The 22482-nt window shown below is 48.2% G+C and carries 23 protein-coding genes and 1 tRNA gene; 11 read left to right on the forward strand and 13 right to left on the reverse strand.

Annotated elements, in window-relative coordinates; genetic code table 11:
- Positions 1-33 precede the first annotated feature (33 nt).
- The 9 genes from ccmI to ccmA all read right to left on the reverse strand — a co-directional run bounded on the left by ccmI (position 34) and on the right by ccmA (position 7368).
- Positions 34-1248 (reverse strand): c-type cytochrome biogenesis protein CcmI, encoded by a 1215-nt coding sequence (ccmI, locus tag EC840_RS12860; RefSeq protein WP_132965611.1) that lies wholly within the window; start codon positions 1246-1248, stop codon positions 34-36.
- The gene (locus EC840_RS12865; protein WP_132965614.1) at positions 1245-1730 is read right to left on the reverse strand and encodes a cytochrome c-type biogenesis protein; all 486 of its coding nucleotides are present in this window, start codon (positions 1728-1730) and stop codon (positions 1245-1247) included. The genes ccmI and EC840_RS12865 overlap by 4 nt, the downstream gene beginning before the upstream one ends.
- On the reverse strand, positions 1727-2278 hold the full coding sequence (locus tag EC840_RS12870) for a DsbE family thiol:disulfide interchange protein (protein ID WP_112287135.1): 552 nt from the start codon (positions 2276-2278) through the stop codon (positions 1727-1729). The genes EC840_RS12865 and EC840_RS12870 overlap by 4 nt, the downstream gene beginning before the upstream one ends.
- Positions 2275-4248, reverse strand: coding sequence for a heme lyase CcmF/NrfE family subunit (locus EC840_RS12875; RefSeq protein ID WP_132965615.1), 1974 nt, complete (start codon positions 4246-4248; stop codon positions 2275-2277). Before EC840_RS12875 ends, EC840_RS12870 begins: the two co-directional genes overlap by 4 nt.
- Positions 4245-4739 (reverse strand): cytochrome c maturation protein CcmE, encoded by a 495-nt coding sequence (ccmE, locus tag EC840_RS12880; protein ID WP_132965617.1) that lies wholly within the window; start codon positions 4737-4739, stop codon positions 4245-4247. The genes EC840_RS12875 and ccmE overlap by 4 nt, the downstream gene beginning before the upstream one ends.
- Positions 4736-4996 carry a heme exporter protein CcmD gene (gene ccmD / locus EC840_RS12885; RefSeq protein WP_112287138.1) on the reverse strand — a complete coding sequence of 87 codons (261 nt, stop codon included), beginning with the start codon at positions 4994-4996 and terminating at the stop codon, positions 4736-4738. The genes ccmE and ccmD overlap by 4 nt, the downstream gene beginning before the upstream one ends.
- On the reverse strand, positions 4993-5730 hold the full coding sequence (locus EC840_RS12890) for a heme ABC transporter permease (protein WP_113877006.1): 738 nt from the start codon (positions 5728-5730) through the stop codon (positions 4993-4995). The genes ccmD and EC840_RS12890 overlap by 4 nt, the downstream gene beginning before the upstream one ends.
- Before the next feature lie 330 nt (positions 5731-6060).
- Positions 6061-6720 (reverse strand): heme exporter protein CcmB, encoded by a 660-nt coding sequence (gene ccmB, locus EC840_RS12895; protein WP_120162099.1) that lies wholly within the window; start codon positions 6718-6720, stop codon positions 6061-6063.
- A gap of 21 nt (positions 6721-6741) precedes the next feature.
- Positions 6742-7368, reverse strand: a complete 627-nt coding sequence (gene ccmA / locus EC840_RS12900) for a cytochrome c biogenesis heme-transporting ATPase CcmA (RefSeq protein WP_113877005.1) — start codon at positions 7366-7368, stop codon at positions 6742-6744.
- A 248-nt stretch (positions 7369-7616) separates the two neighbouring features.
- On the opposite strand from ccmA, the gene EC840_RS12905 reads away from it, so the two are divergent.
- The 5 genes from EC840_RS12905 to EC840_RS12925 all read left to right on the forward strand — a co-directional run bounded on the left by EC840_RS12905 (position 7617) and on the right by EC840_RS12925 (position 11449).
- The gene (locus EC840_RS12905; protein WP_112287142.1) at positions 7617-8534 is read left to right on the forward strand and encodes a formate/nitrite transporter family protein; all 918 of its coding nucleotides are present in this window, start codon (positions 7617-7619) and stop codon (positions 8532-8534) included.
- A 90-nt stretch (positions 8535-8624) separates the two neighbouring features.
- A tRNA-Arg gene (locus EC840_RS12910) sits at positions 8625-8699 on the forward strand.
- A 177-nt stretch (positions 8700-8876) separates the two neighbouring features.
- The gene (locus tag EC840_RS12915) at positions 8877-10112 is read left to right on the forward strand and encodes an integrase arm-type DNA-binding domain-containing protein (RefSeq protein ID WP_132965619.1); all 1236 of its coding nucleotides are present in this window, start codon (positions 8877-8879) and stop codon (positions 10110-10112) included.
- A 142-nt stretch (positions 10113-10254) separates the two neighbouring features.
- Positions 10255-10707: a hypothetical protein gene (locus tag EC840_RS12920; protein ID WP_132965621.1), complete on the forward strand. Its 453-nt coding sequence runs from the start codon at positions 10255-10257 to the stop codon at positions 10705-10707.
- A gap of 523 nt (positions 10708-11230) precedes the next feature.
- Entirely contained in the window at positions 11231-11449 is a 219-nt protein-coding gene (locus EC840_RS12925; RefSeq protein WP_130955356.1) for an AlpA family phage regulatory protein, read from the forward strand.
- 49 nt (positions 11450-11498) lie between these two features.
- Here EC840_RS12925 and EC840_RS12930 read toward each other — a convergent pair whose 3' ends face one another.
- Positions 11499-11705 (reverse strand): YlcI/YnfO family protein, encoded by a 207-nt coding sequence (locus EC840_RS12930; RefSeq protein WP_130955357.1) that lies wholly within the window; start codon positions 11703-11705, stop codon positions 11499-11501.
- A 198-nt stretch (positions 11706-11903) separates the two neighbouring features.
- Between EC840_RS12930 and EC840_RS12935 the strand changes: the two genes are divergently transcribed.
- The 4 genes from EC840_RS12935 (at position 11904) to EC840_RS12950 (ending at position 16157) form a co-directional block, all read left to right on the forward strand.
- Positions 11904-12107 (forward strand): host cell division inhibitor Icd-like protein, encoded by a 204-nt coding sequence (locus EC840_RS12935; protein ID WP_132965623.1) that lies wholly within the window; start codon positions 11904-11906, stop codon positions 12105-12107.
- The gene (locus EC840_RS12940) at positions 12100-12366 is read left to right on the forward strand and encodes a hypothetical protein (RefSeq protein WP_013574516.1); all 267 of its coding nucleotides are present in this window, start codon (positions 12100-12102) and stop codon (positions 12364-12366) included. The genes EC840_RS12935 and EC840_RS12940 overlap by 8 nt, the downstream gene beginning before the upstream one ends.
- A 38-nt stretch (positions 12367-12404) precedes the next feature.
- A complete protein-coding gene (locus EC840_RS12945; protein ID WP_132965625.1) occupies positions 12405-13391 on the forward strand; it encodes a tyrosine-type recombinase/integrase in 987 nt (328 codons plus the stop codon).
- A gap of 90 nt (positions 13392-13481) precedes the next feature.
- On the forward strand, positions 13482-16157 hold the full coding sequence (locus tag EC840_RS12950; RefSeq protein WP_132965627.1) for a DUF927 domain-containing protein: 2676 nt from the start codon (positions 13482-13484) through the stop codon (positions 16155-16157).
- A 335-nt stretch (positions 16158-16492) separates the two neighbouring features.
- On the opposite strand, the gene EC840_RS12955 is transcribed toward EC840_RS12950, so the two are convergent.
- On the reverse strand, positions 16493-16708 hold the full coding sequence (locus EC840_RS12955; protein ID WP_130955360.1) for a hypothetical protein: 216 nt from the start codon (positions 16706-16708) through the stop codon (positions 16493-16495).
- 175 nt (positions 16709-16883) lie between these two features.
- Between EC840_RS12955 and EC840_RS12960 the strand changes: the two genes are divergently transcribed.
- Positions 16884-17633, forward strand: coding sequence for a hypothetical protein (locus EC840_RS12960; protein WP_132965629.1), 750 nt, complete (start codon positions 16884-16886; stop codon positions 17631-17633).
- Positions 17634-18047: 414 nt separating this feature from the next.
- Positions 18048-20042 carry an ATP-binding protein gene (locus EC840_RS12965; protein WP_132965631.1) on the forward strand — a complete coding sequence of 665 codons (1995 nt, stop codon included), beginning with the start codon at positions 18048-18050 and terminating at the stop codon, positions 20040-20042.
- 291 nt (positions 20043-20333) lie between these two features.
- Here EC840_RS12965 and EC840_RS12970 read toward each other — a convergent pair whose 3' ends face one another.
- Together EC840_RS12970 and EC840_RS12975 are read right to left on the reverse strand one after the other, a co-directional pair.
- Positions 20334-20729: a hypothetical protein gene (locus EC840_RS12970; protein ID WP_132965633.1), complete on the reverse strand. Its 396-nt coding sequence runs from the start codon at positions 20727-20729 to the stop codon at positions 20334-20336.
- Complete coding sequence (locus EC840_RS12975; protein ID WP_132965635.1) at positions 20726-22120, reverse strand: PAAR domain-containing protein; 1395 nt, start codon at positions 22118-22120, stop codon at positions 20726-20728. The genes EC840_RS12970 and EC840_RS12975 overlap by 4 nt, the downstream gene beginning before the upstream one ends.
- Between the last annotated feature and the right edge of the window lie 362 nt (positions 22121-22482).

The following is a 22482-nucleotide window of genomic DNA, read 5'->3' on the forward strand; positions in this document are numbered from 1 at the left end:
GATATCTCCCTGTTTTTGATCGTCGGTTCCTGATTAAGGAACCTGCTGATTAATCTCAATGCTGACCTGACCGTTGCCGGAAAAATCAGTCAGCGGACTGTCGCCGTACCAGTCACCTGAGGCTGGCGTTGCCAGACCATTCTGTGAAATACGAACGCGTACTTTTAATTGATGCAGCGAAGAAAGCAAGCGTTCCGGCATCATTGCGTTACTGTCATCGACAGTAATCGCCAGCGGGAAGCGGCTCAGCGGCAGCTTTTTCACCGCAACCGGCACCGGACTGCTGCCATCTGTCACGGAAATAAAGACCGTGCCATACTGCGGAAGTTTCTGCTGCGCATCCGCAGAAAGCGTCACGTTTACCGCCAGTTTAACCTGATCAAGACCGGCTTTTTGTTTTGCCTGCGCAATACTGGCGTTAACCATCTCAAGGCGTTTATCACCGGCTGGCAGGATTTTCTGCATAACTTCCCACGCGCCAATGGCTTGCGGATAATGACCCTGCTCATATTCATTATAGGCCAGCAGACTTAACACACGCAGATCACCCTGAGATTTTTCCAGCATACTGCGTAAAAGATTGCCGCCGGTAAGGTTATCTTGCGGATCAGAAGAACGGGTCAGCACTTCGGCATAACCCAGTTTCACTGACATGTCGTTCGGCGCAAGCTGATACGCATGAGCATAAGCCTGTGTCGCGGTGGCGGCATTATTGAGCGCCATCCCCACACGACCAAGCATCACCCAGTCCTGCACATTATCCGGATTTGCCTGTAAATCGGTACGCAATCCGAGCCCTAAATCCTGCACATCCGCAGCGGTCAGCGGCGCACCGTGATCATCGGCAATACGATGGCGCAAATCCGGCATGTGCTGCATGACCTGATTCCACGCACTCACCTGGCCCAGACCTCCGGCATAGAGATATAAACCCAGCGTGATGATCACCAGCAGGATAGCGCCGGGCACCAGCGTCCAGCGGCCAATTGGCTGAATGGCAGCAGGCGCCTGACCCGACGGAATATCGGTCAGTAAGTTTTCCTGCAATTCCTGAATATGCGCCGGACGCTCGTCTACCACGCCCTGCGCTTCGTCTTCTTCCAGCTCAGTCAAACGGTGATGATAAAACGCTTTATTCAGCGCATCGCGGGACGTGTGTTCCGCGCGGTCGCCGCGAATAACCGGCACAATAAACAGCGCCAGTGCAACAACCAGCATCACTACAATGCACAGCCAAAAAATACTCATGATCCTTTCCTGTCGCTGTCTTTAAGTAACTGCGTCAGGCGCTGTCTCTCTTGTTCTGACATTACTTCGGTCGTATTTTGCAAACGCACTTCGCCCCGGCGGGAACGCATAAAAATCATGGCTGCGCCGATAATGACCACCAGCACCGGCCCGAGCCACAATATAAAGGTGGATGGCGTCACCGGCGGTTCGTAGGTCACAAAGTTGCCGTAACGTGCGACCATGTAATCCACGATTTGCTTTTTGTTCTGCCCCTGCTGAAGCAGCTGGAAAACTTTGGTGCGCATATCCGCCGCGATAATAGAATCCGACGCCGCAATATTGGTGTTCTGACATTTCGGACAGCGCAGCTGCGCTGTGATATCACGGTATTCCTGCTCCTGAGCCGGAGAGGAAAACTGATAAGTATCAATGGCCGCGAAGGCGCTGATACTCACCATCATGCCCAGCAGCAAAGCAGGTAAGGAAGAAATCAGCCTCATGCATTGCCTCCGTATTTTTTGTACAGCGGCAATACTTCGTTCTGCCAGACTTTCTCATTCAAATCACCGGCATGGCGATAACGAATAATACCCTTTCCGTCGATAAGGAAGGTTTCCGGCGCGCCATACACACCGAGGTCGAGTCCTAACATGCCGTCGCCGTCGTACAGACTCAGCATGTAAGGATTGCCCAGTGTATTGAGCCAGCTGACCGCTTTCTGCCGGTCGTCTTTGTAGTTCAGGCCAACCACGCGTACACCTTTCGCCGCCAGCGTATTCAGATAATCATGCTCGGCGCGGCAGGTCGGGCACCAGGTCGCCCAGACGTTGAGCAACATGGGTTTGCCGTCGCGCAATACCGACTGATCGTAGGTTTTACCGGCCTGCGCCAGTGATTCCAGTTTGAACACCGGCACCGGTTTGCCGATCAGCGCAGATTCCAGCAGCGTCGGATCGTCGCCGTTGGCATTGCGCGTCAGTTGCACCAGAAAAGCCGCAGCCAGCGCCAGGAACAAGATCAGCGGAATAAAGAGGAGTTTACGGTTCATGCTTCTTCAGCCTCCGCCAGACCTTGTTTCTTGAGTTTTTTACTCATGCGATAACGCGGATCGAGAATACACAGTACGCCGCCGGCCGCCATAAACAGGCCGCCCAGCCAGATCCAGCGGACAAACGGTTTGTAGTACAAACGCACCGCCCACGAGCCGTCGTCCATCTCCTCACCCAGCGCTGCATACAGGTCACGCGCCAGATTGCCGTCGATCGCCGCTTCAGTCATCATGCTGCGCGCCACGCTGTAGAAGCGTTTTTCAGCATGCAGCGTGGTGACTTTCTTGCCGTTCTGCGTGACATCGATATTCGCCTCACCGCCGGTATAGTTCGGGCCGGTGATGTCGCGAACGTCGCGGAAGATAAAGTGATAATCATGAATATCCACGGTATCGCCGGCCTTCATGCGCACATCACGTTCAACACTGTAATTCTGGCTAAAGGCGATGCCGATAACGGTCACCGCCACGCCGAGATGGCCGAGCACCATGCCCCAGTGGCTGCGGGAAAGTTTGGTCAGGCCGCGCCAGAACGAATGACGGTGCGTCGCGCGCTCGTGCAGTTCCATCAGCGTGAGCACGATCACCCACACCGACATCAGCAGACCGACCACGGTCATGCCAACGATTTTGTCCTGCAACAACCACGGCAGAAGAATCGACAAGACCAGCGTGACGACCAGCGCAACACCCAGACGACGCCACAGTTTGCTGGGCTCATCACGACGCCAGCGCACCAGCGGGCCGATCCCCAGCAGCAATGCCAGCGGAGCCATCAGCCAGGTAAACATCGTATTAAAGAAAGGTTCGCCGATAGAAATACTGCCCAGTCCGAGCTGTTTGTGGATAAGCGGCAACAATGTTCCGAGCAATACCACCAGCATCGCCGCCACCAGCAGCACGTTATTACCCAGCAGATAGCTTTCGCGAGAGTGCAATTCGTGCCGGCTTGGCGCACGCACCGAATTGCCTTTGAAGGCATACAGCAGCAGCGAGCCGCCGATCACAATCACCAGATACGCGAGAATAAACATGCCGCGCGCCGGATCTGAGGCAAACGAGTGAACCGAAACCAGCACGCCGGAACGCACCAGGAAAGTCCCGAGCAGGCATAGCGAGAAGACGGTGATCGCCAGCAGCACCGTCCAGGCTTTGAACGTCCCGCGTTTTTCGGTCACGGCCAGCGAGTGGATCAGCGCTGTCCCGGCGAGCCATGGCATAAAGGAGGCGTTCTCAACCGGATCCCAGAACCACCAGCCGCCCCAGCCTAATTCGTAATACGCCCAGGCAGAACCGAGCACGATACCGATGGTCAGAAATACCCACGCAGCTTGTGTCCACGGACGCGACCAGCGCGCCCACGCGGTGTCCAGACGTCCGGCCATCAGCGAGGCAATGGCAAACGCGAACGCCACTGAGAAACCGACGTACCCCATGTACAGCAATGGCGGATGGAAAATCAGCCCGATATCCTGCAACACCGGATTCAGATCACTGCCATCTACCGGGAAATTCGGCAGCGAGCGGATAAACGGATTCGACGTCAGCAAAATAAACAGCAGGAATCCGCCGGTGATCATGCCCATCACTGCCAGCACGCGCGACACTGCATCCTGCGGCATACGGCGGCTGAACAATGCCACGGCGAGCGTCCAGCAACTGAGCAATAACACCCACAGCAGCAGTGAACCTTCGTGTGCGCCCCAGGTCGCCGCCACGCGGTAATACACCGGCAGACGGGTATTGGAGTTATTGGCGACATACGCGACGGTGAAATCATTCACCACAAACGCATGGACCAGAATGGCAAACGCCAGCACGATGCAGGCAAACATCCCGTAAGACAAAGGACGCGCCATCGCCATCATCCGGTTATCCTGCCGCGCCGCGCCCCATTGCGGGTAAATACTCAGTAACACCGCCAGACCTAACGCCAGACAGAGTGCAAATGTTCCCAGTTCCGGCATCATGAGCGGTCATTTCCTTTATCGTTATCCACATAAGCCGAAGCTGGCCCTTTGTGGTTTTCTTTCATGGCGTCGGCAACTTCCGGCGGCACATATTTTTCGTCGTGTTTCGCCAGAACCTGAATGGCATTCACTACATTTCCCGGCTCCATCACGCCCTGCGCCACCACGCCCTGCCCTTCGCGGAACAGATCCGGAAGGATGCCGTTATAAGTCACGGCAATCGCGCCGCGCGCATCATAAATTTTAAAACTCACCTGCAGGCTTTTCGGATCACGCTTCACCGAACCGGGCATCACCATGCCGCCGATACGCAGGCGCTGGCCGACCGTCGGCATCTCGTGGTTTTCGCCTTTACCTTGCAGAATTTCACTGGGTGTATAGAACAAATCAATATTCGAGCGCAGCGCGTACATCACCAGTGAAATGCTCAGACCAAGGCCAATCAGCACCACCAGCGCCAGCGACAAACGCTTTTTACGACGTGGATTCACAATAACTTCTCCGGGGAAGTGTCCGGTTCCAGCGGTGACGTCTGCGCGCCTTGCTGTTTTTTAGACTGAGACTGACTAATACGTTTTTCGCGTGCCTGACGGCGGCGAACTTCATCGAGGATCTGACGGCGCTGAATAAAGGTATGCGCCACCAGCGCAATCAGGGAAATCAGCGTCGCCGCGACCGACAGCCACACATAAAATGCATAGCCGCCCATCGCAAAGAAATCATGCCAGCTGGAGAATGCAGGGCTCATCCGCGGCGCTCCTTATTCACAAGACCGGCCACCCACGGACGCAGACGCTCCTGAACCAAAATCAGGTTACGTAAACGCATCAGCGTCAGGGTAATAAAGAAGAAGAGATAACCGAAAATCGCCCAGCGCAGCGGATAACGCATACTCGGGTCGATGGTCTGCTGCATGTTAGTCGAGCCCTGATGCAGCGTGTTCCACCACTGTACGGAGTAATGGATGATGGGAATGTTCACCACGCCGACCAGCACCAGAATACCGGCGGCACGGCCAGCCAGACGGCGGTCGTCGAAGGCGTTATACAACGCAATCACGCCAAGATAGAGGAACAGTAACACCAGTTCGGACGTCAGGCGTGCATCCCACACCCACCAGGTGCCCCACATCGGTTTGCCCCATGCTGAGCCGGTGACCAGTGCGATAAACGTGAAAACAGCGCCAACGGGTGCCATCGCGGATACCACCATGTCAGACATTTTCATCTGCCACACCAGCCCGATAAAGGCCGCAATCGCCATCGAACTGTAAATGCCCATCGACCAGATCGCCGCCGGAACATGGATATACATAATCCGGTAACTGTTCCCTTGCTGGTAATCTGGCGGTGCATAACCAAAGCCCCACACCCAGCCAATCAGCAGGCAGGCAATACCCAAAATTCCGAGCCAGGGAATGAACCGGCCACAGACGTGGTAAAGCCGTTCAGGCCTTGCGAGTTGATGTAACCATTTCCACATTGTTATCGTTGCTCACTATAAAATGTCACTGTGTGATGCCGTGGAGCCTCACCGGGCTCTTATGCGGTCAGTTAAAAATCATCCGCAGTTATTATCGGCGTCTCTATTGTTCACTATAGAGAAGTGTGATGTTAGTCAAAGGTTGCGATTTTTCTTCTCTATTGTAACGACACGTAAAAAAATTCTGTGTTAAGGCCAGCGTAAAAGTTAACCCTAAATACTTCGAGTTGCAGGAAGGCGGCAAACGACGCCATCCCGATGAGCTTACACGAGTAAGTGATTCGGGTGGCGAAGAGCAGCCAACGCATCTGCGGCTCGAAGTATGACGGGTTAGTGAACGCTGACTCGCAAGGCGGCGGCTGTGGCAAAAGGAGTCAGAGTGGCACTGCCCGCCAGCATCGCGCCAAGGATCGCCAGATAACCGCCGATGGGCATCGACATCGACGCCGCATCAATCGCGCCGGTGGCAAAAATCAGCACCGGAATATACAGCGGCAGCACCAGCAAACTCAGCAGAACGCCGCCCTTGCGCAGTCCGACGGTCAGCGCCACGCCAATCGCACCGATAAAACTCAGCGTCGGCGTCCCCAGTAAAATCGTCAGCGCGACGGCTTTCCAGGTTTCAAAATCCAGAGAAAGCAGCAAGGCAATCAGCGGGGAAAGGATCAGCAATGGCAAACCGGTCACCACCCAGTGAGCACATACTTTCCCCAGAACCGTGAGCGCCAGCGGAGATGGCAATAACAACAGCTGCTCAAGCGTGCCATCGAGATAGTCATCACGGAACAACCTTTCCAGCGCCAGCAAAGAAGAAAGCAGCGCCGCGACCCAGACGATACCGGGTGCAATCCGCGCCAGCAGTTTCGGCTCAGGGCCAATCCCCAGCGGGAACAGCGTAATGACAATCAGGAAGAACCACAGCGGGTTAATGATTTCGGCACTTTTGCGAAAGGCAATTTTCAGCTCGCGGCGCAGAACCTTAGTAAACATTCTGTTTATTTTCCTTTCGCGTCACGCCAGCTCAGCGCTGGTCAGACGAATTTTTCGCACATCGCGGTTAACGCCCTGTAAATCCTGATGCGTGGTCAGCAATACCATTCCGCCCTGCTGCGCGTGTTGTTCAAATAGTTCAATCAGCGTGGACACGCCCTGTTTATCAATGGCGGTCAGCGGTTCATCGAGGATCCACAGCGGTGCGTCACTCAGCCACAAACGCGCCAGCGCCACACGCCGTTGCTGCCCGGCGGACATTTGCGCCACCGTGACATCCTCATAACCCAGAAGGCCGACATTTTCTAACGCCTGATAAATAGCATCAGCACTGGCAGTTCCGTTCACGGACTGATAGAAGGCAAGGTTTTCATACGCAGTAAGTACTGACTTAACGCCAGGCTGATGACCGAGATACAACAGTTGCTGATGGAAAACGTCGCGCTGGCGGCGGGTATTCACGCCCTGCCAGCGGACCTCACCGGCTTCCGGAGAAGACAATCCGGCAAGAATTCGCAGTAAACTGGTTTTACCGGCGCCGTTGCGGCCTTCGATTTGCACCATTTCACCCGTTTCGATCGTGAAACTTAAGCCGCTAAACAAGGTACGCTCATCGCGTACACAGCTCAGGTTAAGGGCTTCAAACATGGTGATGTCTCTTATTTTTCACAAGCGCGCATCATATCACAGGCGTCAGGCGCGACGCAGCTTAGGGGGCCACAGTTTACAGGGTTGAAAACCCTGAAATCCAGCAAACAATCCGCAAAATGTCCCATAAGGTTCATGGGTTAATGGTTTGTAACTTTTCTGTATATCTCTTCATAATCTCGCAGCCTCGCCTATGCTTATCTCGGAACACATTGAAAACCACTTTGACGTACTTTTGGGGAATTACCATGACCGCCGAGAAACAACACCCTGACCACAAAGATGTCGACAGCGACGAACATTCTCAGGGCAAAGAGATCGAAACCGGAGAAGAGAATTTACCGTCGAAAGCGGCTGCTGTGCATGAAGTCATCCGCATGGAGGGTGAGAAAGAACTTGAGCGCGACGGACAGGCATTGCTATGGTCGGCGATTGCTGCCGGGCTTTCCATCAGCGCCTCGCTGATGGCTAAAGGCATTCTTCACGCACGCCTGCCCGACAGCCCCGAACGTTTCTTTATCGAAAATATCGGTTATACCGTCGGGTTCATAATTGTCATCATGGCGCGCCAGCAGTTATTTACCGAGAACACGGTCACCGCCGTATTGCCCGTCATGCAAAAAACGACGGGCAAAAACATTCTGCTGCTGTTGCGGTTGTGGGGCATCGTGCTGGCCGGTAACGTCATCGGCGGCGGACTGGCCGCACTGGTGTTTCATCTGGTGCCGTTCTTCGATTCCGCCACGGACGAGGCTTTTCGCACCATCAGTCTGGAGATTATGGAAAAAGACCCCGAGGGCATGTTCGTCGGCGGCATGGTGTCCGGCTGGCTGATTGCCACCATGGTCTGGATGATCCCGTCCGCAGGCACTGCCAAATTGTGGGTGATTATGCTGATGACCTACATGGTGGCGATTGGCGACCTGACGCACATCGTGGTCGGTTCGGTAGAAGTGCTGTATCTGGTGTTCTCGGGCGCCATTCCCTGGTACGAATTTATCTGGCCATTCGCGCTGCCGACGCTTGCCGGAAACATCTTCGGCGGCACCTTTATCTTCGCACTGATCAGCCACGCGCAAATCCGTAACGACATGAGTAATCAGAAGAAAGCCAAAGCGAAGAAAGAGGAAATGGAAGCGGCGAAGAAAGAAGCGTCAAAACCCTGACTGGCGACTAAACGACCAAACAGACCCCTGACGCCTTATTATTGCGAGAAAAACGAGTATACTACACGGGCGCTTTCCACAGGCGCCCGTGTCTCCTTAGTTAAACGGATATAACAAGCCCCTCCTAAGGGCTAGTTACAGGTTCGATTCCTGTAGGGGACACCATAACCACTTTCCACGACATCCCACCAAGTACAAAAACCCCATTAAAATCATAAAGTAAAACAGAAATAACATCCCATTCAATCCCATATAAACCCACGACAGCCCATTTTTTCTCGGGTATAAAAACGGGTATAATTGGTTCGATAAAATTTGTACCCGTCGAACTAAGGAAATTTCATGCCATTAACTGACACAGGCATCAGGAGCTCGAAGCCAAAAGATAAACCCTATAAACTCACTGATTCCAATGGGTTATATCTTCTGGTGCATTCTAATGGTTCGAAGTATTGGCGCTTCAGACGCACTATTAACGGGAAGGACACCACTCGAGCTTTAGGCATGTACCCAATAATGACACTTGCAGAAGCAAGGAAGGCGCGGGATGAGTTTCTGAAAAGTTTGTCTCAAGGGATCGATCCTTTGCATGCAGAAAAAGAAAAAATCGCCTCGTTTGAAGAGATTGCGCGGCAGTGGCATGCCAGAAAGAAAACTTGGTCTTCCCTACACTCTCTCAATGTCATGCGAGCCTTCGAGACTCATCTTTTCCCTGAAATCGGCAGCAAAGCGATAAATCGGTTAACCACTCAAGACCTTTTAGCTCCGCTTAGAGCAATTGAAGAAACTGGGAAACACGAATTAGCCTCTCGTTTACAACAACGCACGACTTCAATAATGCGATATGCAGTACAAAGCGGTCTTATTAAATACAATCCTGCACAAGAGCTGACTGGAGCGATAGAAACCCATAAGTCACAGCACCGGCCTGCTTTGCCACTTGAAAGAATCCCTGAACTATTGCAAAAAATCGACAGTTACAGCGGCCGGAATCTGACAAAAATTGCCGTTAAATTAAATCTGCTGATTTTCATTCGCTCAAGCGAACTAAGATTTTCGAGATGGACTGAAATTAACAAAGAGCATCGTCTATGGGAAATTCCAGCTAATCGTGAAGAATTGGAAAAAGTACGCTTTTCTTATCGTGGCAGCAAAATGAAAATGCCTCACTTAATTCCTCTTTCAAATCAAGCTCTCGTGCTCGTAGAAGATCTTGAAGCACTCTCAGGTGATGAAGTGTTGATGTTCCCCGGCGATCATTACCAGCATAAGCCTATGAGCGAGAATACGATTAATAAAGCATTACGTACGATGGGATTCGATACGAAAACTGAAATTTGTGGACATGGATTCAGGGCAATGGCATGCAGCGCATTGATTGAATCAGGCAGATGGTCGCGTGACGCAGTGGAACGTCAAATGAGCCATCAGGAGAGGAACAGCGTACGAGCTGCTTACATACATAAAGCGGAACACATGGAAGAACGTAGACCGATGCTGCAGTGGTGGGCAGATTATCTTGATGCTTGCAGAAAGGAATTTATCCCTCCTTACGCATTTAGTTGGGAAAATAATTAATTAGGTAAAATGTACTAATTCAGGCTTGAGATAAAAGCGTTCCATAGCAGATAGAATCTTAATATGAGAGTCAGTTATCTATATTTGTAATACATCATAAGTAAAATGGCGCATCAGCCATTTAGCAAAAAGGAAATCATCTATGATAGACAATCTATGTTATGAGTTTTTTCGAGAATTTGCTCGCTATGAGTACTGCCTAAAAGTGACAGGGCTTCGATACGATACTAAAGAGGCCAAAGCAAACTGGGACTCATATGCAGCAGAGGTCGCCCATGTCTTTGAATCATTGAAATCTCCTGAATTTTTAGCCGCAATCGATTATTTTTTAAAATCTCCACCAAAAAAACAGATTGTTAAAGACGGCATCCTTACATGGGATACAACTCCGCTTGAAGAAAAAAACATTCCTCTTAAAATTTTTATTTTGATACGTCGTGTTAGAAACAGTCTCTTTCATGGAGGGAAATTTAATGGCAACTGGTTTGATCCAGAACGTAGTGAGGAACTAATGCGACATGCACTAACCATTCTGAAGGCTTGCGGTCAAGGCCATCCTGAAGTGAATAAAGCGTATACAGACAATCAATTCTAATGAGGCATCCAAACCGACGTAGTCAGACGGCTCCGCCTATCTCAAGAATTGTCTTCCGATTCTGACAATTAATACCCTGCCATATTAAATTGCACCTGATGGTAGAATTCCATCGATTTAAGTTGTGGAAACTATATTTGGGCATATTATGCCCATCTATTTCTGTCATTGAACCAGACTGCCCAAATAATTCTCAATAAATATTGTGATGTTCATCACAAAAAAAGACATGAAATCATCGTATTAAAAGCTTAATTGAACAAATAAAAACCAATTTGTCTGCATAACCTTAGACCACTTTCTTTAATTATATTTCTTCTCCGATACTCAAAACCACTTAGAACCATTTAGACCTGTTCATACTCTTCAATATTCTATTTCGCTTTATTCATTGTTTTGTCAACCCCCCCGTAATTATGCAGCGTTTTACAAGACCACAATGTTTTGTTTATTATTTTGACGTCCCGTAAGCAACCATAACTTACTGCCATAAAAGTACTTAACAATCAGTCAGGAGTAGAAAATGCATTCGCAAACTCAAAATGAAAACTCTTATAAATTAATTCGCCTCCCAAAGGTAATTGAGAAAACAGGGAAATCGCGGACGAGAATTTATGAGGATATAAAAAACAATGCATTTCCTAAGCAAATTAAGACTGGTATTCGCACAGTTGCATGGATTGAAAGAGAGATAGAAGAATGGATAGAAGCACAAAAAAACCAACGTTATTTACAGCAATAATACCTCCCCTTTTTATTCCAGAGAGGTATCTGGTCAACATGATAACTATTCAATCTTTGACTATCGTCTGCTGCCCTTTTTTACGCAACTCTGCCTTGAGTTTTCTTTCACAAGCATCAAGCACCCATGAGGAAAAGTTAGCTCCAGGAGAATTGTTTTTTTCACGTTCAATACTCGCATCTATCTCGTCAATTAATTCATGGGGAAAGCGAATATTTTTCTTGGCCGATTTGTTGTTTGTATTACCGCTAGTCACGTTTACGCCTCAAAACTGTCATTGTCATGTGCGCACACGATACAACAAAAAATGGCAAAATGTAAGAGTTGACATGTGCGCACACTTGGAAACATACTGTGCGCACAGCATCCTTATCAGATGCTACAAAAAGCAACGCCCCGAAGTGCTTGCAACACTGCCGAGGCGTTTAATCACAACGTAATCGAGATTTACGCTATGACTACCAAGAATGATATCACACACACACCAACTGTATATTATTGGTTATTCCTCGCGGTAAGCCGTACTGACGCTCCTAAGCTCCCCCATCGTAAAGCAGTGATAGCCGCTAATGAGCAAGCGGCTAGAAAATTACTCTCTGATAAGTTCATCCTTTTCTTTGCAGGTCGCCTGCCAGTTCTGGAGGTTACTCATGCATAACCAAACAGATAATAAAACTCAGGTTACAGCTCAAATTGATGATGTTAGCAATGATGTAAAAGTAACACTCAGCCTTGAAGCATTTCGCAAGCTTAACCGCTCACAGGAGCTGACCTATTTTTTAGGATGTGATTTAAGAAAAAGAGAAATCGACGGGCTGACGCCATTTTATCTGCCCCATATCCTCAGCTATGTGGACGAAGATTTGTCTTTTGTATTGGCAGAATTAAAAGAAAAAGGGATGTGCGGGAATTTTTAAAAATCAGCGCCTCTACTCTTTCTTTATAGGTAATTATTATGTCAATTAAAAAACTCACGGACGCTACATATCTTGTAGATATTCGGCCACAAGGCTGCGACGGAAAACGTATACGCCGCAAATTTAATACCAAAGGCGAGGCGCAGATTTTCGAGCGCTATATTATTGCCCGTTATCAGGATAAAGCGTGGTTAGATAAAAGCGCTGACAGACGAAAGCTGACCGAACTTCTCAGCCTCTGGTGGGTATATCACGGCAAACATCATGTGCGGGGAGAGATTGACCGGAGCCGCCTGCACAGCATCGTCAATCATTTGTCAGAAATGGGTGTCACGCGCGCAGACCAGCTTACCCATAAAGCGATCATTAACTACCGGATTATGATGCTGGATTTGGGGCTCAAACCCGCCAGCGTTAACCGGCATCAGGCCATTCTGAGCGGCATGTTCACCAAGTTAATCAGCGCTGGTGAGTACCATAACGCGCATCCTTTCAGGGAGGTAAAAAAGCTCAGGGAAGGAACAACGGAGATGGCGTTTTTAACCACGGATGAGATTAAGGCACTGCTGCAAACGCTTGAAGGCGATAATCTGAAAGTGGCTCAGTTATGTCTGGCCACGGGTGGCCGCTGGGGAGAAGTCTCTAACCTCAAAGGTGAGCATATTATCAAGAACGTCATCACGTTCATGAAAACTAAAAACGGCAAACGCAGGTCAGTCCCTGTTTCGGATGAATTGGTGCGCAATATAAAAACAAAAGCCAGCGGGCGACTTTTTGTTTCAAATTACAATACGGTTCGGATGACATTAAGAAAGGTAAAGCCCGACCTGCCAAAGGGACAGGCGGCGCACGTATTACGCCATACGTTTGCCACCCATTTTATGATGAACGGCGGGAATATTATTACGCTTCAGCGCGTATTAGGGCATGCCACTATCCAGCAAACGATGACCTACGCGCATTTTGCACCCGGATATCTTCAGGATGCCATTACATTCAACCCGTTAAATTCCATCACGGTTTAAAGACTCATTAAGCTCCGGTAGCCCCGTTGAATAAACGGCTATTACTGATGCGCGAAAGCGCAGGGTCGCTTACATCTGAGGTATATATTTATGAATATGCACGTCTCCGGCACGTTAAAAAATGCCTGCGGAAACTGGCCTTTTATTTTGCCAGCGTTAGGGATAAATGTTCCTGAAAATAACAAACATGGAACCTGCCCTAAATGCGGTGGTAAAGACCGGTTTCGCTTCGACGATAAAGACGGACGCGGCACATGGTTTTGTAATCAGTGCGGGAACGGTGACGGTCTGGATTTACTCTGCCTATTATCAGGAAAGAATAAGTCAGCCGCGGCCGCTGAAATAGAAAAACTGCTTGCCGGTAAAGTGGCCACTGCCCCCGCGCCTGCCAAGAAAAATGCCTCTGACGCACAAAAAAGGGCTCAGCTGATAAAAACTTATCAGGCTCTGTCCGCTCAGTCCTCTCAGGGGGAAAGCCTTTATCTCAAAGGTAAGGGACTCACTGGTCATCAGTATCCGCTGACCGCTCACCCTGTTGTACTGGCGGGAATGACCTTTGCAGAAGGCTCTCTCCTGCTGCCGCTGGTCACGCTGGATAACCAGACCACCGGCGCACAGCTCATCAGCCCCACGGGCGATAAATGCCTGCTCTCTGGCTCAAAAATGTCGGGGGCTTTTCTGGCCGTCACGCCCGTACCGGATGACTATCCTGAACGGGTCATTATTACTGAAGGTTTTGCCACGGCTATCACCGTCTCAGGCCTCAGTGAAGGCTGGTGCATCGCCGCCGTATCGGCAAACAATCTGCTCAACGTGGCCAAGGCGGTGAGGGAAAAGTGGCCTGACACCCGTCTGGTGATCGCCGGTGATAATGACTTTGCCGACGGGAAAGATAATCCCGGTCGGGAGAAAGCATTTCAGGCCGCGCAGGCCGTCAACGGGTGGGTAACCATCCCCTCTGGCCAGTTTAAAGCGGACTGGGATGATTTCCGGCGTGAATTTGGCGTCCAGCGAGCCCGTGACGCTTTTACCGATGAAATGGTGAACCCTAACGACACTGAAACCCGTCTGCCTCACGGCTTTCGCCTGACAAAGGATTTTCTGTGGTTCGATAAGCCGGTCAACGACGACGGCGACAGCGGTCAGGTCAGGCAAATCAAAATTTGCAGCCCGCTGCGGGTGACGGCCATCAGTTGTGATGCCGACGGTGGAAAGTTTGGTCGCCTGCTGGAATGGGAAGACTCAAACGGGATTAATCATCAGTGGGCAATGCCCATGACCGTATTAGCCGGTAGCGGTCAGGAGCTGCGGGAGGTGCTGCTGGAAAATGGCCTGCACTTTATCAGCGTGAACGGTTCAGCGCGGGGCTATCTGATGGAATATATTTCCACCTGCCGCCCCGTGCGGAAGGTCACCTGCGTGAACAAAACCGGCTGGCACGGCTCCGTGTATGTTTTGCAGGATGAGGTCATAGGCAGCGGTGCCGAGTCTGTGATTTTACAGTCAGCCTATTCTTCCAAGAACGATTTCAGAACGGCGGGCACCACGGCGGAATGGATCGAACAGATAGGCCGTTACTGCATTCATAACTCACGCCTGACCTTTTGCGTCAGCCTCGCACTGGCGGCGCCGCTGCTCCATTTAATCGGCGCGGGCGGCGGTGGCTATCACCTGAAAGGCGAGTCTACCGACGGGAAAACCACCACCATGAAGGTTGCCGCTTCACTGTGCGGCAGTCCCGACTTCTGGAAGACGTGGCGCGCCACCGGTAACGCGCTGGAAGGTATCGCCCTGCGGCGCAATGATGCCGCCCTGATGCTCGATGAGATCAGCGAAGTGGACGGCAAAGAGGCCAGCCGGATTGCTTACATGCTGGGTAACGGTCAGGGTAAGGCGCGCGGTCGCGTCGATGGCAGCGTACGTGATCCGGTGACGTGGTCGATGCTCTACATGTCTACTGGCGAAGTCTCCATTATGGAACATGCCGCAGAGGCAGGCGAAAAACGCACCGGCGCGGGCGTGGGGGTACGCATGGTGCAAATCCCCAGCGATACCGGCGTACACGGTGCCTTTGAAAACCTGCACGGCTTCGACAGCGGTAAGGATTTTGCGGAACATCTTGAACAGGCCAGCAAGCAGTACCACGGCGCGCCTTTTCGCGACTGGATACGCTACCTGACCGCGAACCTTCAGGACGTCACGCACCGCGCCAAAACGCTGAAAAAAGAGTATGAACGTACCCTGCTTCCTGCCGAATCGGGTAAACAAGTGGGGCGCATTGTAGATCGCTTTGCCCTGCTGGCCGTGGCGGGCGAGCTGGCTTCGCTCGCAGGCATAACCGGATGGCCATCCGGCGAGGCGCTTCGCGCCGCACAGGCCTGTCTTGATGCGTGGCTGAAAGACCGCGGCCACTCAGCCAATCAGGAAGAAGCGGATGCGCTGGAGCGGATACGGCGTTTCATCACGGCCAATCAGTTCACCCGTTTTGCTGACTGGAATGATGATAAAAACCGGCCTGCCAATATGGTGGGCTATCGCAGAGTGGTAAGGGGTGATAATGCCAGTGATGCGGTGACCACTTTTTACGTATTGCCAAGTGGCTGGAAAGAGATTTGCGGCACATCAGACCAGAAGAAAACCGCCCTGCTGTGCCGTGAAAACGGCTGGATCACGGAAACCAGCGAAAACCGGATACAAAAGCAAATTCGCCTGCCAGAAATAGGGCCGAAGTTTGTTTACGTGCTCAATCAGGAGGTCATCGGCTGAGGTCAGTGCCTCGCGTATCTTATATTATTATTAATACATGTAGTACATGTCGTACACCGCGTACAAGCTCTGATATTTAAAGGGTTTTTCATGTACTACATCGGCAACAGCGTGTAGTACATGTCGTACACGGCTGATTTGTCATTACATGTCCCCAACTGTACTACATGTACGCGGTGTAAATGTGGCATGTAGTACAGGATTTTACATTGCAAATCATAGCTGTACGCACCTGTACTACATGTACGCGCCGAGAATTACTGAATAATACAGAAACCCGAAGCGTTTATTTCTGGCAGGCGTTTTTTTCATCGCCCGACGGGTGACAAATACCCTCAACAGTTTGTCAGCGTGTCCTTCGCGCCTGAAAAGTGATTTACCGGCTTATTCACAGACTGCGGCTGAGAGGAAAGAGTCAGATCCCCAAGATGTAGCGCATTCCTGCCCGCGCCGGCAGGATCTTTAATTGCTAACATCATGCCTTCAATTAACCGCATGGCATCACGCTGAGTGAGTGTGATTTGCTGGGTGCCGAGTTTGAGTGTGAGCATTGATATTTCCCCTTTCTTTTCTGAAGTTATTAGCGATATGCTTAGATTACAGCATTGAAAAATATGCGTTAGCTTCCACCGTTCTGTCGTCCACAGTACGTCCTGCCTCAATAGAAACGCTCTCCGGTCAGGCTCATAATTATTGATATTAACCGACCCAACGTGAGAGCCATTTATGAAACCCAATAAGCCTGAGTCAGAATTATCGCCTGCCGTTCAGCAGGCTATTTCGCGTTATCTCGATACCAAGCAGACCCAGCAAGGGAATGTGAATAAAATGGAGAAGATAATTGCCGACATGACCCGCTGCAAAAATCAAAAAGAGGAAATAGATAAACTCAGTGAGCAGTCCGGTGGCCAGTGGCGCGAGGCCTTTTTGAAAATGCGCGGTCAGGTCAGCGACGAAATGAAAACGCAGCAACTGCAACGTCTGGCAAATCAGGAAATGTCACGCGAGCTGGGACACCTGCTTCTCAGTCTGGACATTGAAAAAGACCGTCAGGAAATTACCTGTTCAGGCTCTGGCAAAGCGCTTTTAGACAGCCATGAAAATGCGTTAATGGCCTATGCAGAACAGGAACTCAAAAAGGCGCTGTCAGCAGGACTTGAGACGCTGATCCGGGCAGTATCATTGAAACGTACAGCCTTAAGATACCAGCAGGCTACCGTAACGCTGGGCGGCAGGCTGAGCGACTACGAAGTCAGTCCGGATGCCGTCATTTTTGAAGAAATTAATCAGTATCTGAAAGATGAAATGACGCGCTACAAATTCGACATGGCTCAGGAACCCGTTTTAGCACAACTTGGCGTTCACCGGCCTGAGACGAAGTTTTTCAGCGCGAAACTTGCCAGCGGTGGCGGTCGTTCAATGGCTTTTGCAGCCGTTAAACGTAAGGAAGAACAGCTCAGCGTAACGGCACCATAACTGCCCAAATTGCTCATCACATACAATGGGTATCTCGGCGTAATCATGCTTTTGAGATGCTCATTTTTTATTACCCCATCCCCAACTTTCCCTGCTCTTGTACTGATCCGCTTCCCTTCAAACATTCATGATAAAAACCCGAACAAATTATTGATTTTTTCTAAATCAGTGGTGCATTCTGACTGCATGCTTTTGCATTAAAAAATGAGTATTTTTCAGTAACCTTAAGGCCTGTTCTGACGGGCTCTGAACGTGCCCATGCATATGCATTAAAAGCGATATGAAAAGCGGGCAGGCGTGGCGGGGATAGCATTGCGCGCGAGGATAAAAACGTTATAGTTGTTAATCTTGAAATCATCGGTTGGTTTGATGGTTAAATTACAGCATAAACGCTACGAGAATAAGGATACATTCATGCATGTCGTAAGTGGCGAAACTAATATCAACGATGTTGGCATAAAAAAGCGTTTTAAAAATAGCGAGCCATTTCAATCAATTATAGAACTTGCATGGAACGGTTTCGATGCCAGAGCGAAAAATGTCTCTATCGTCCTACAAAGGACGGAATTGGGTGGGATGCAATCTTTATTTGTTCTTGATGATGGCGATGGAATAGATATCGACGACTTCGATTCTAACTTCAATAGATTCGATGATTCATTAAAAAAGGATAGCATTGACCAACATGGCTCCCAAGGTAGAGGACGACTTGCATTTCATAAACTCAGCCATAGTGCTATCTGGTTTACAAAATTTAAAAAAATTAGCGCTAAGATTGAAATCAACAGTGCATCAATAAAATCTTATCAAGCTTATATTGACATAGCCAATCATGACCAGCACCCCCAATTATTAGAAAAAAATAGTGGAACATGTGTTGTACTCGATCACTTTCATAATGAGTTACCGACCGACAATGAAATAATAAAACGATTGCAAAACGAATTTTGTTGTCACCTAGCATTAAATGAAAACCTTACTCTTTCATTTAATGGAGAGGTGATATCTGCACCTGAACATGATTTTCACTCATTTGACACGGACTTTGATGGTTCGCAATTTGCCATTAAAGCGCTAAGATGGAATGAAAAGCCCGCCAAAGAAAGATCTTACGTTTACTTGGTAAATTCAAAGGGTAAAAAAGTTCACGAAGTCCCTAGCAAATTTAACCTAAAGAAAGACTTCCATTTGTCAATTTTTGTCACATCCGATTGGGCTGATACATTTAGCAGTAAGGGCGATGACATATTTTCCACTGCAAAAAGCAATCCAACTTCATCAACTTGGAAAGAATTAATAAAATTTGTTTGGAAAATTTCCAAAGACATATATGACGATTTCCTTAAGAAAAAACTAGAAGAAACTTTAGAACGTTACCAACAAGAGGGGGTTTTCCCCACTTATAGTGAGTATTCAGACCGCGACTATGCTGACTGGAAGCTGGGGAATATTAAAGCCATTGTTAGGGACATATATATTGCAGACCCTACACTTCTAGAAAATTTAAATATTAAACAAAGAAAGATATTTGTACGTTTATTAGATAAAATATCCGACTCTAATAATAATGAAGATTTGTTTAATATTTTGGAAAGCATACTTGACTTAAGTAAGGAAGGGATTAGTAAATTCTCTGACCAATTAAGACTTACTAAGCTTGATAACATAATCAGTACTATAGAAGAATTGCAGAAAAGAAGATTAGTTGTTGATAAATTGCGTCATTTAATGGATTTCCATTATAAAGAAATAAAAGAAACACCTGACCTTCAAAAGATAATTGAAAATAATACTTGGCTCTTTGGTGAACGCTATGAAACCATGGGTGCGGAGGAAGATACATTTACAAAAATTGCTAAACAACTCAGAAATAACATTCCAGAAATTAATATAATTGAAGAGCATGATGTAGAAGATATTAGTGAGTTAGAAGGTGCTCAAAGACAAACAGATCTCTTTTTAGCCAGGAAATTCCCGTGCCTAGACTCAAATGGTAAGCCTTATTTTAAGTGCATTATCATTGAAATTAAAAAACCAAGCATCTCCTTGAATGTAAAACACTTAAGACAACTTGATGACTATGCCGCAATTTTACAACGTCACCCGGGCTTTCGAAGCCAAAATTTGCATTTTGAACTCATCCTCATCGGTAGAAAAATTTCAAAAGATAGTTTCGAAATTGAAAGTAGGATGAATTCCCATATACAAAAGGGTGACATGGGATTGGTTGCTGATGACGTACGTATGAAGCGGTATGTTAAAAATTGGTATACTATTTTTGACAGTTTCGACCTAACCAATCGTTTCATGTTAGAAAAGTTGAAACTTGAAAGGGATGCAATTGAAATTGCAAAACTGGATGAAAAAACATCAGAAGACATTGTTACTTCATTACAAAATGATGTTTAAAAATAGTAGATAGATATAGATATTTGGGCTGCATCGGCCAACAGATATACGATACAGCCCATGGGTACAAATGCGGGTACAAAAAACACCTTAAAAAATAAAAACAATAATAATCAATGCATTAAATAAAAATTCGATTCCTGTAGGGGACACCATTCCGACATTCACCCGTCCATTTCCCCGAAAGACCTGTACCGCGCAACGCCTTGTCAGCGCCTTTTTCTTATCAAAACGGTTAAAAGCATGGAAAGTGATGAAAAATTTTTGATTACCACACCCTAAAGCAATTTTTCACCTAAAGTATAAACAAACACCAGAAATAACGAGCAAAACAAGACCGGCAACTGAAAGTAAATATTCGATGATAAACCAGTTTTTTAAATTACCGGGAAGATTCTGCATAAATACAACATCATTGAATTTACTGTGCGCCGATTTCTTGCCAAAAATGATAGGATTAATTATGAATTGAATTTTCATAGCATATCCTTCACTAAATCCAATAATATCTGATTCATAAAATGTCTGCACACTGAGGGGCAAAGAACCAAATTCTTTTTCATACAAAACACATATTTTAATGAATCTCTTTTTATTTAAATATGACAGGACAATAGTAATAATACCTAAAATGAATCCCATGACTGCGACTGTACATATAGCAAGGTCAATTAAAGATATTGTCATTTAGTGATCTCATATATAATCTCACCTATGTACTCGCCACTTTTACCGCCGAGTTCACTGATACCATATCCAGCCGCGCCTGATACAATAATGCCACATGCTAAAGCCCCAGCACCACCAACTTCAACGGTTAAAGCGCCAAGGACAAAGGCACAGACTGCGGTAGATGCGCTGGTAACAGCAGGGGCCGCATAAATTGGTGCCAGAACAGCACCGCTAAAACTACCTACTTCGGTGTAAGAGATCTCCGCACAATCACTTCCTACCGTACAGGCTTCGTATACTTTATCCAGCCGGTTAACTCCGTCTAAGGCAATACCGACATAACCGGCTTTTTTCATCATTTTCACGTATTTGGCGGCATTCTCCATATAAGTAGCATAACCTTCAATATCTGACACGCCAGTTTGATTCCAGCGATGTGTTATTGCGCTTGATGATAAACCAAGAGAACGGCGAATGTCAGGGTAATCTTGCAAACCTATTTTAAACTTAGTGAAATCTGTTAATACGCCCTCTAACTCTTTGAATAATTTCTTGCGTTCAACAAAGAACTGCTCGCCAATTAATGTGCCACTGGTAACATACTGGTTTTTATATGTGGCTTGAATTTTTGCTAAGATACTTTCGACTTTCTCGAAATACTTACCCGCAGCATCCGCAGCTACCCCACCGTATAAGCTGGTGTGTGAGGTAAATAAATCAATAGTGTCTTTATTGCGGTGCAGAAAGTTAGCCTCCTGATGAGTGAGTGGATCCAGCGCTGCATCAATTCTCGCCTTAGCCATCTTCATGTGCGTGATTTGTTCGCGGTCCTGCTTCAACGGGTCGACCACTAGCAAAATTGAGCCTGCCTTAAACTGCCCGTTGCCGTTCAGGGAATGATAAAGCGCTTTAGTCCCCTCTGGCGGGGTAGACATAAATAACCACGGCTCAAATGCTTCTGCGGTTGCCCCGAATGGCAGAATGCAGAACCCCGGGTCAACGGCTTTACGAGGGACAACTTTAGGTTCATCTCCAGACGTGGCTTTCTTCGGCGTTTTCTCAGACTGAGCATGTTGTTCCGGCACTGGTTCCTGTGCAGGGGGGGCTTTGGCCGCCACTGGTGAGCCCTGTAGCTCGTAGGTGCGAATCGTTTGCGAAGGAATAAAACATGCCTGACACGGGCAGCTGCTGTGGCTGTGCAATGTGCCGGCAAACTTACGTCCGAAGACTGTATCATTTGGAATATGCCCCACGATGCTGTAAGTCCCCGGATGTTTCCCGCAGGTCACTCTATCTAGTTCACGCGCCACGGCCTTTCCCATGATGGTATGTCGTGGTTCGCCTTCTGCAATAATACCGCCGCAGGTAGTTTTATCCCGTATGACCAGATAGTAGCCTTTGGTCATGACGCCATTTCCCAGCACACTCTTACTGTTAACTCGAAGCTGTACGTCATTTTCATGCCAATCCCTTTTTTTTTATTATGGGTATTCCGGCATCATACTCGTGATTTCTCTTGAGCTAAATTATTTTAAACAAGGAAATATTTGAAGGAGTATTCTGATAAAAATATTGGATAAATGCGCCTGGCTTAGCATGCGGTTTTACAAATTATACTCCCGATGATAGACGCTAATATTTAATTTCCATTTTTCACTAAAATGATTAAATAAACGATTCCTGAAGGGGACACCCTTTCACAGTTCACATAACGACGTTCGATAAGACAATTAACTACTGATTAAATATCAGTATTGTCTGTATGGGT

The sequence above is a fragment of the Rahnella sp. JUb53 genome (assembly GCF_004346065.1).
Lineage (GTDB): Bacteria > Pseudomonadota > Gammaproteobacteria > Enterobacterales > Enterobacteriaceae > Rahnella > Rahnella variigena.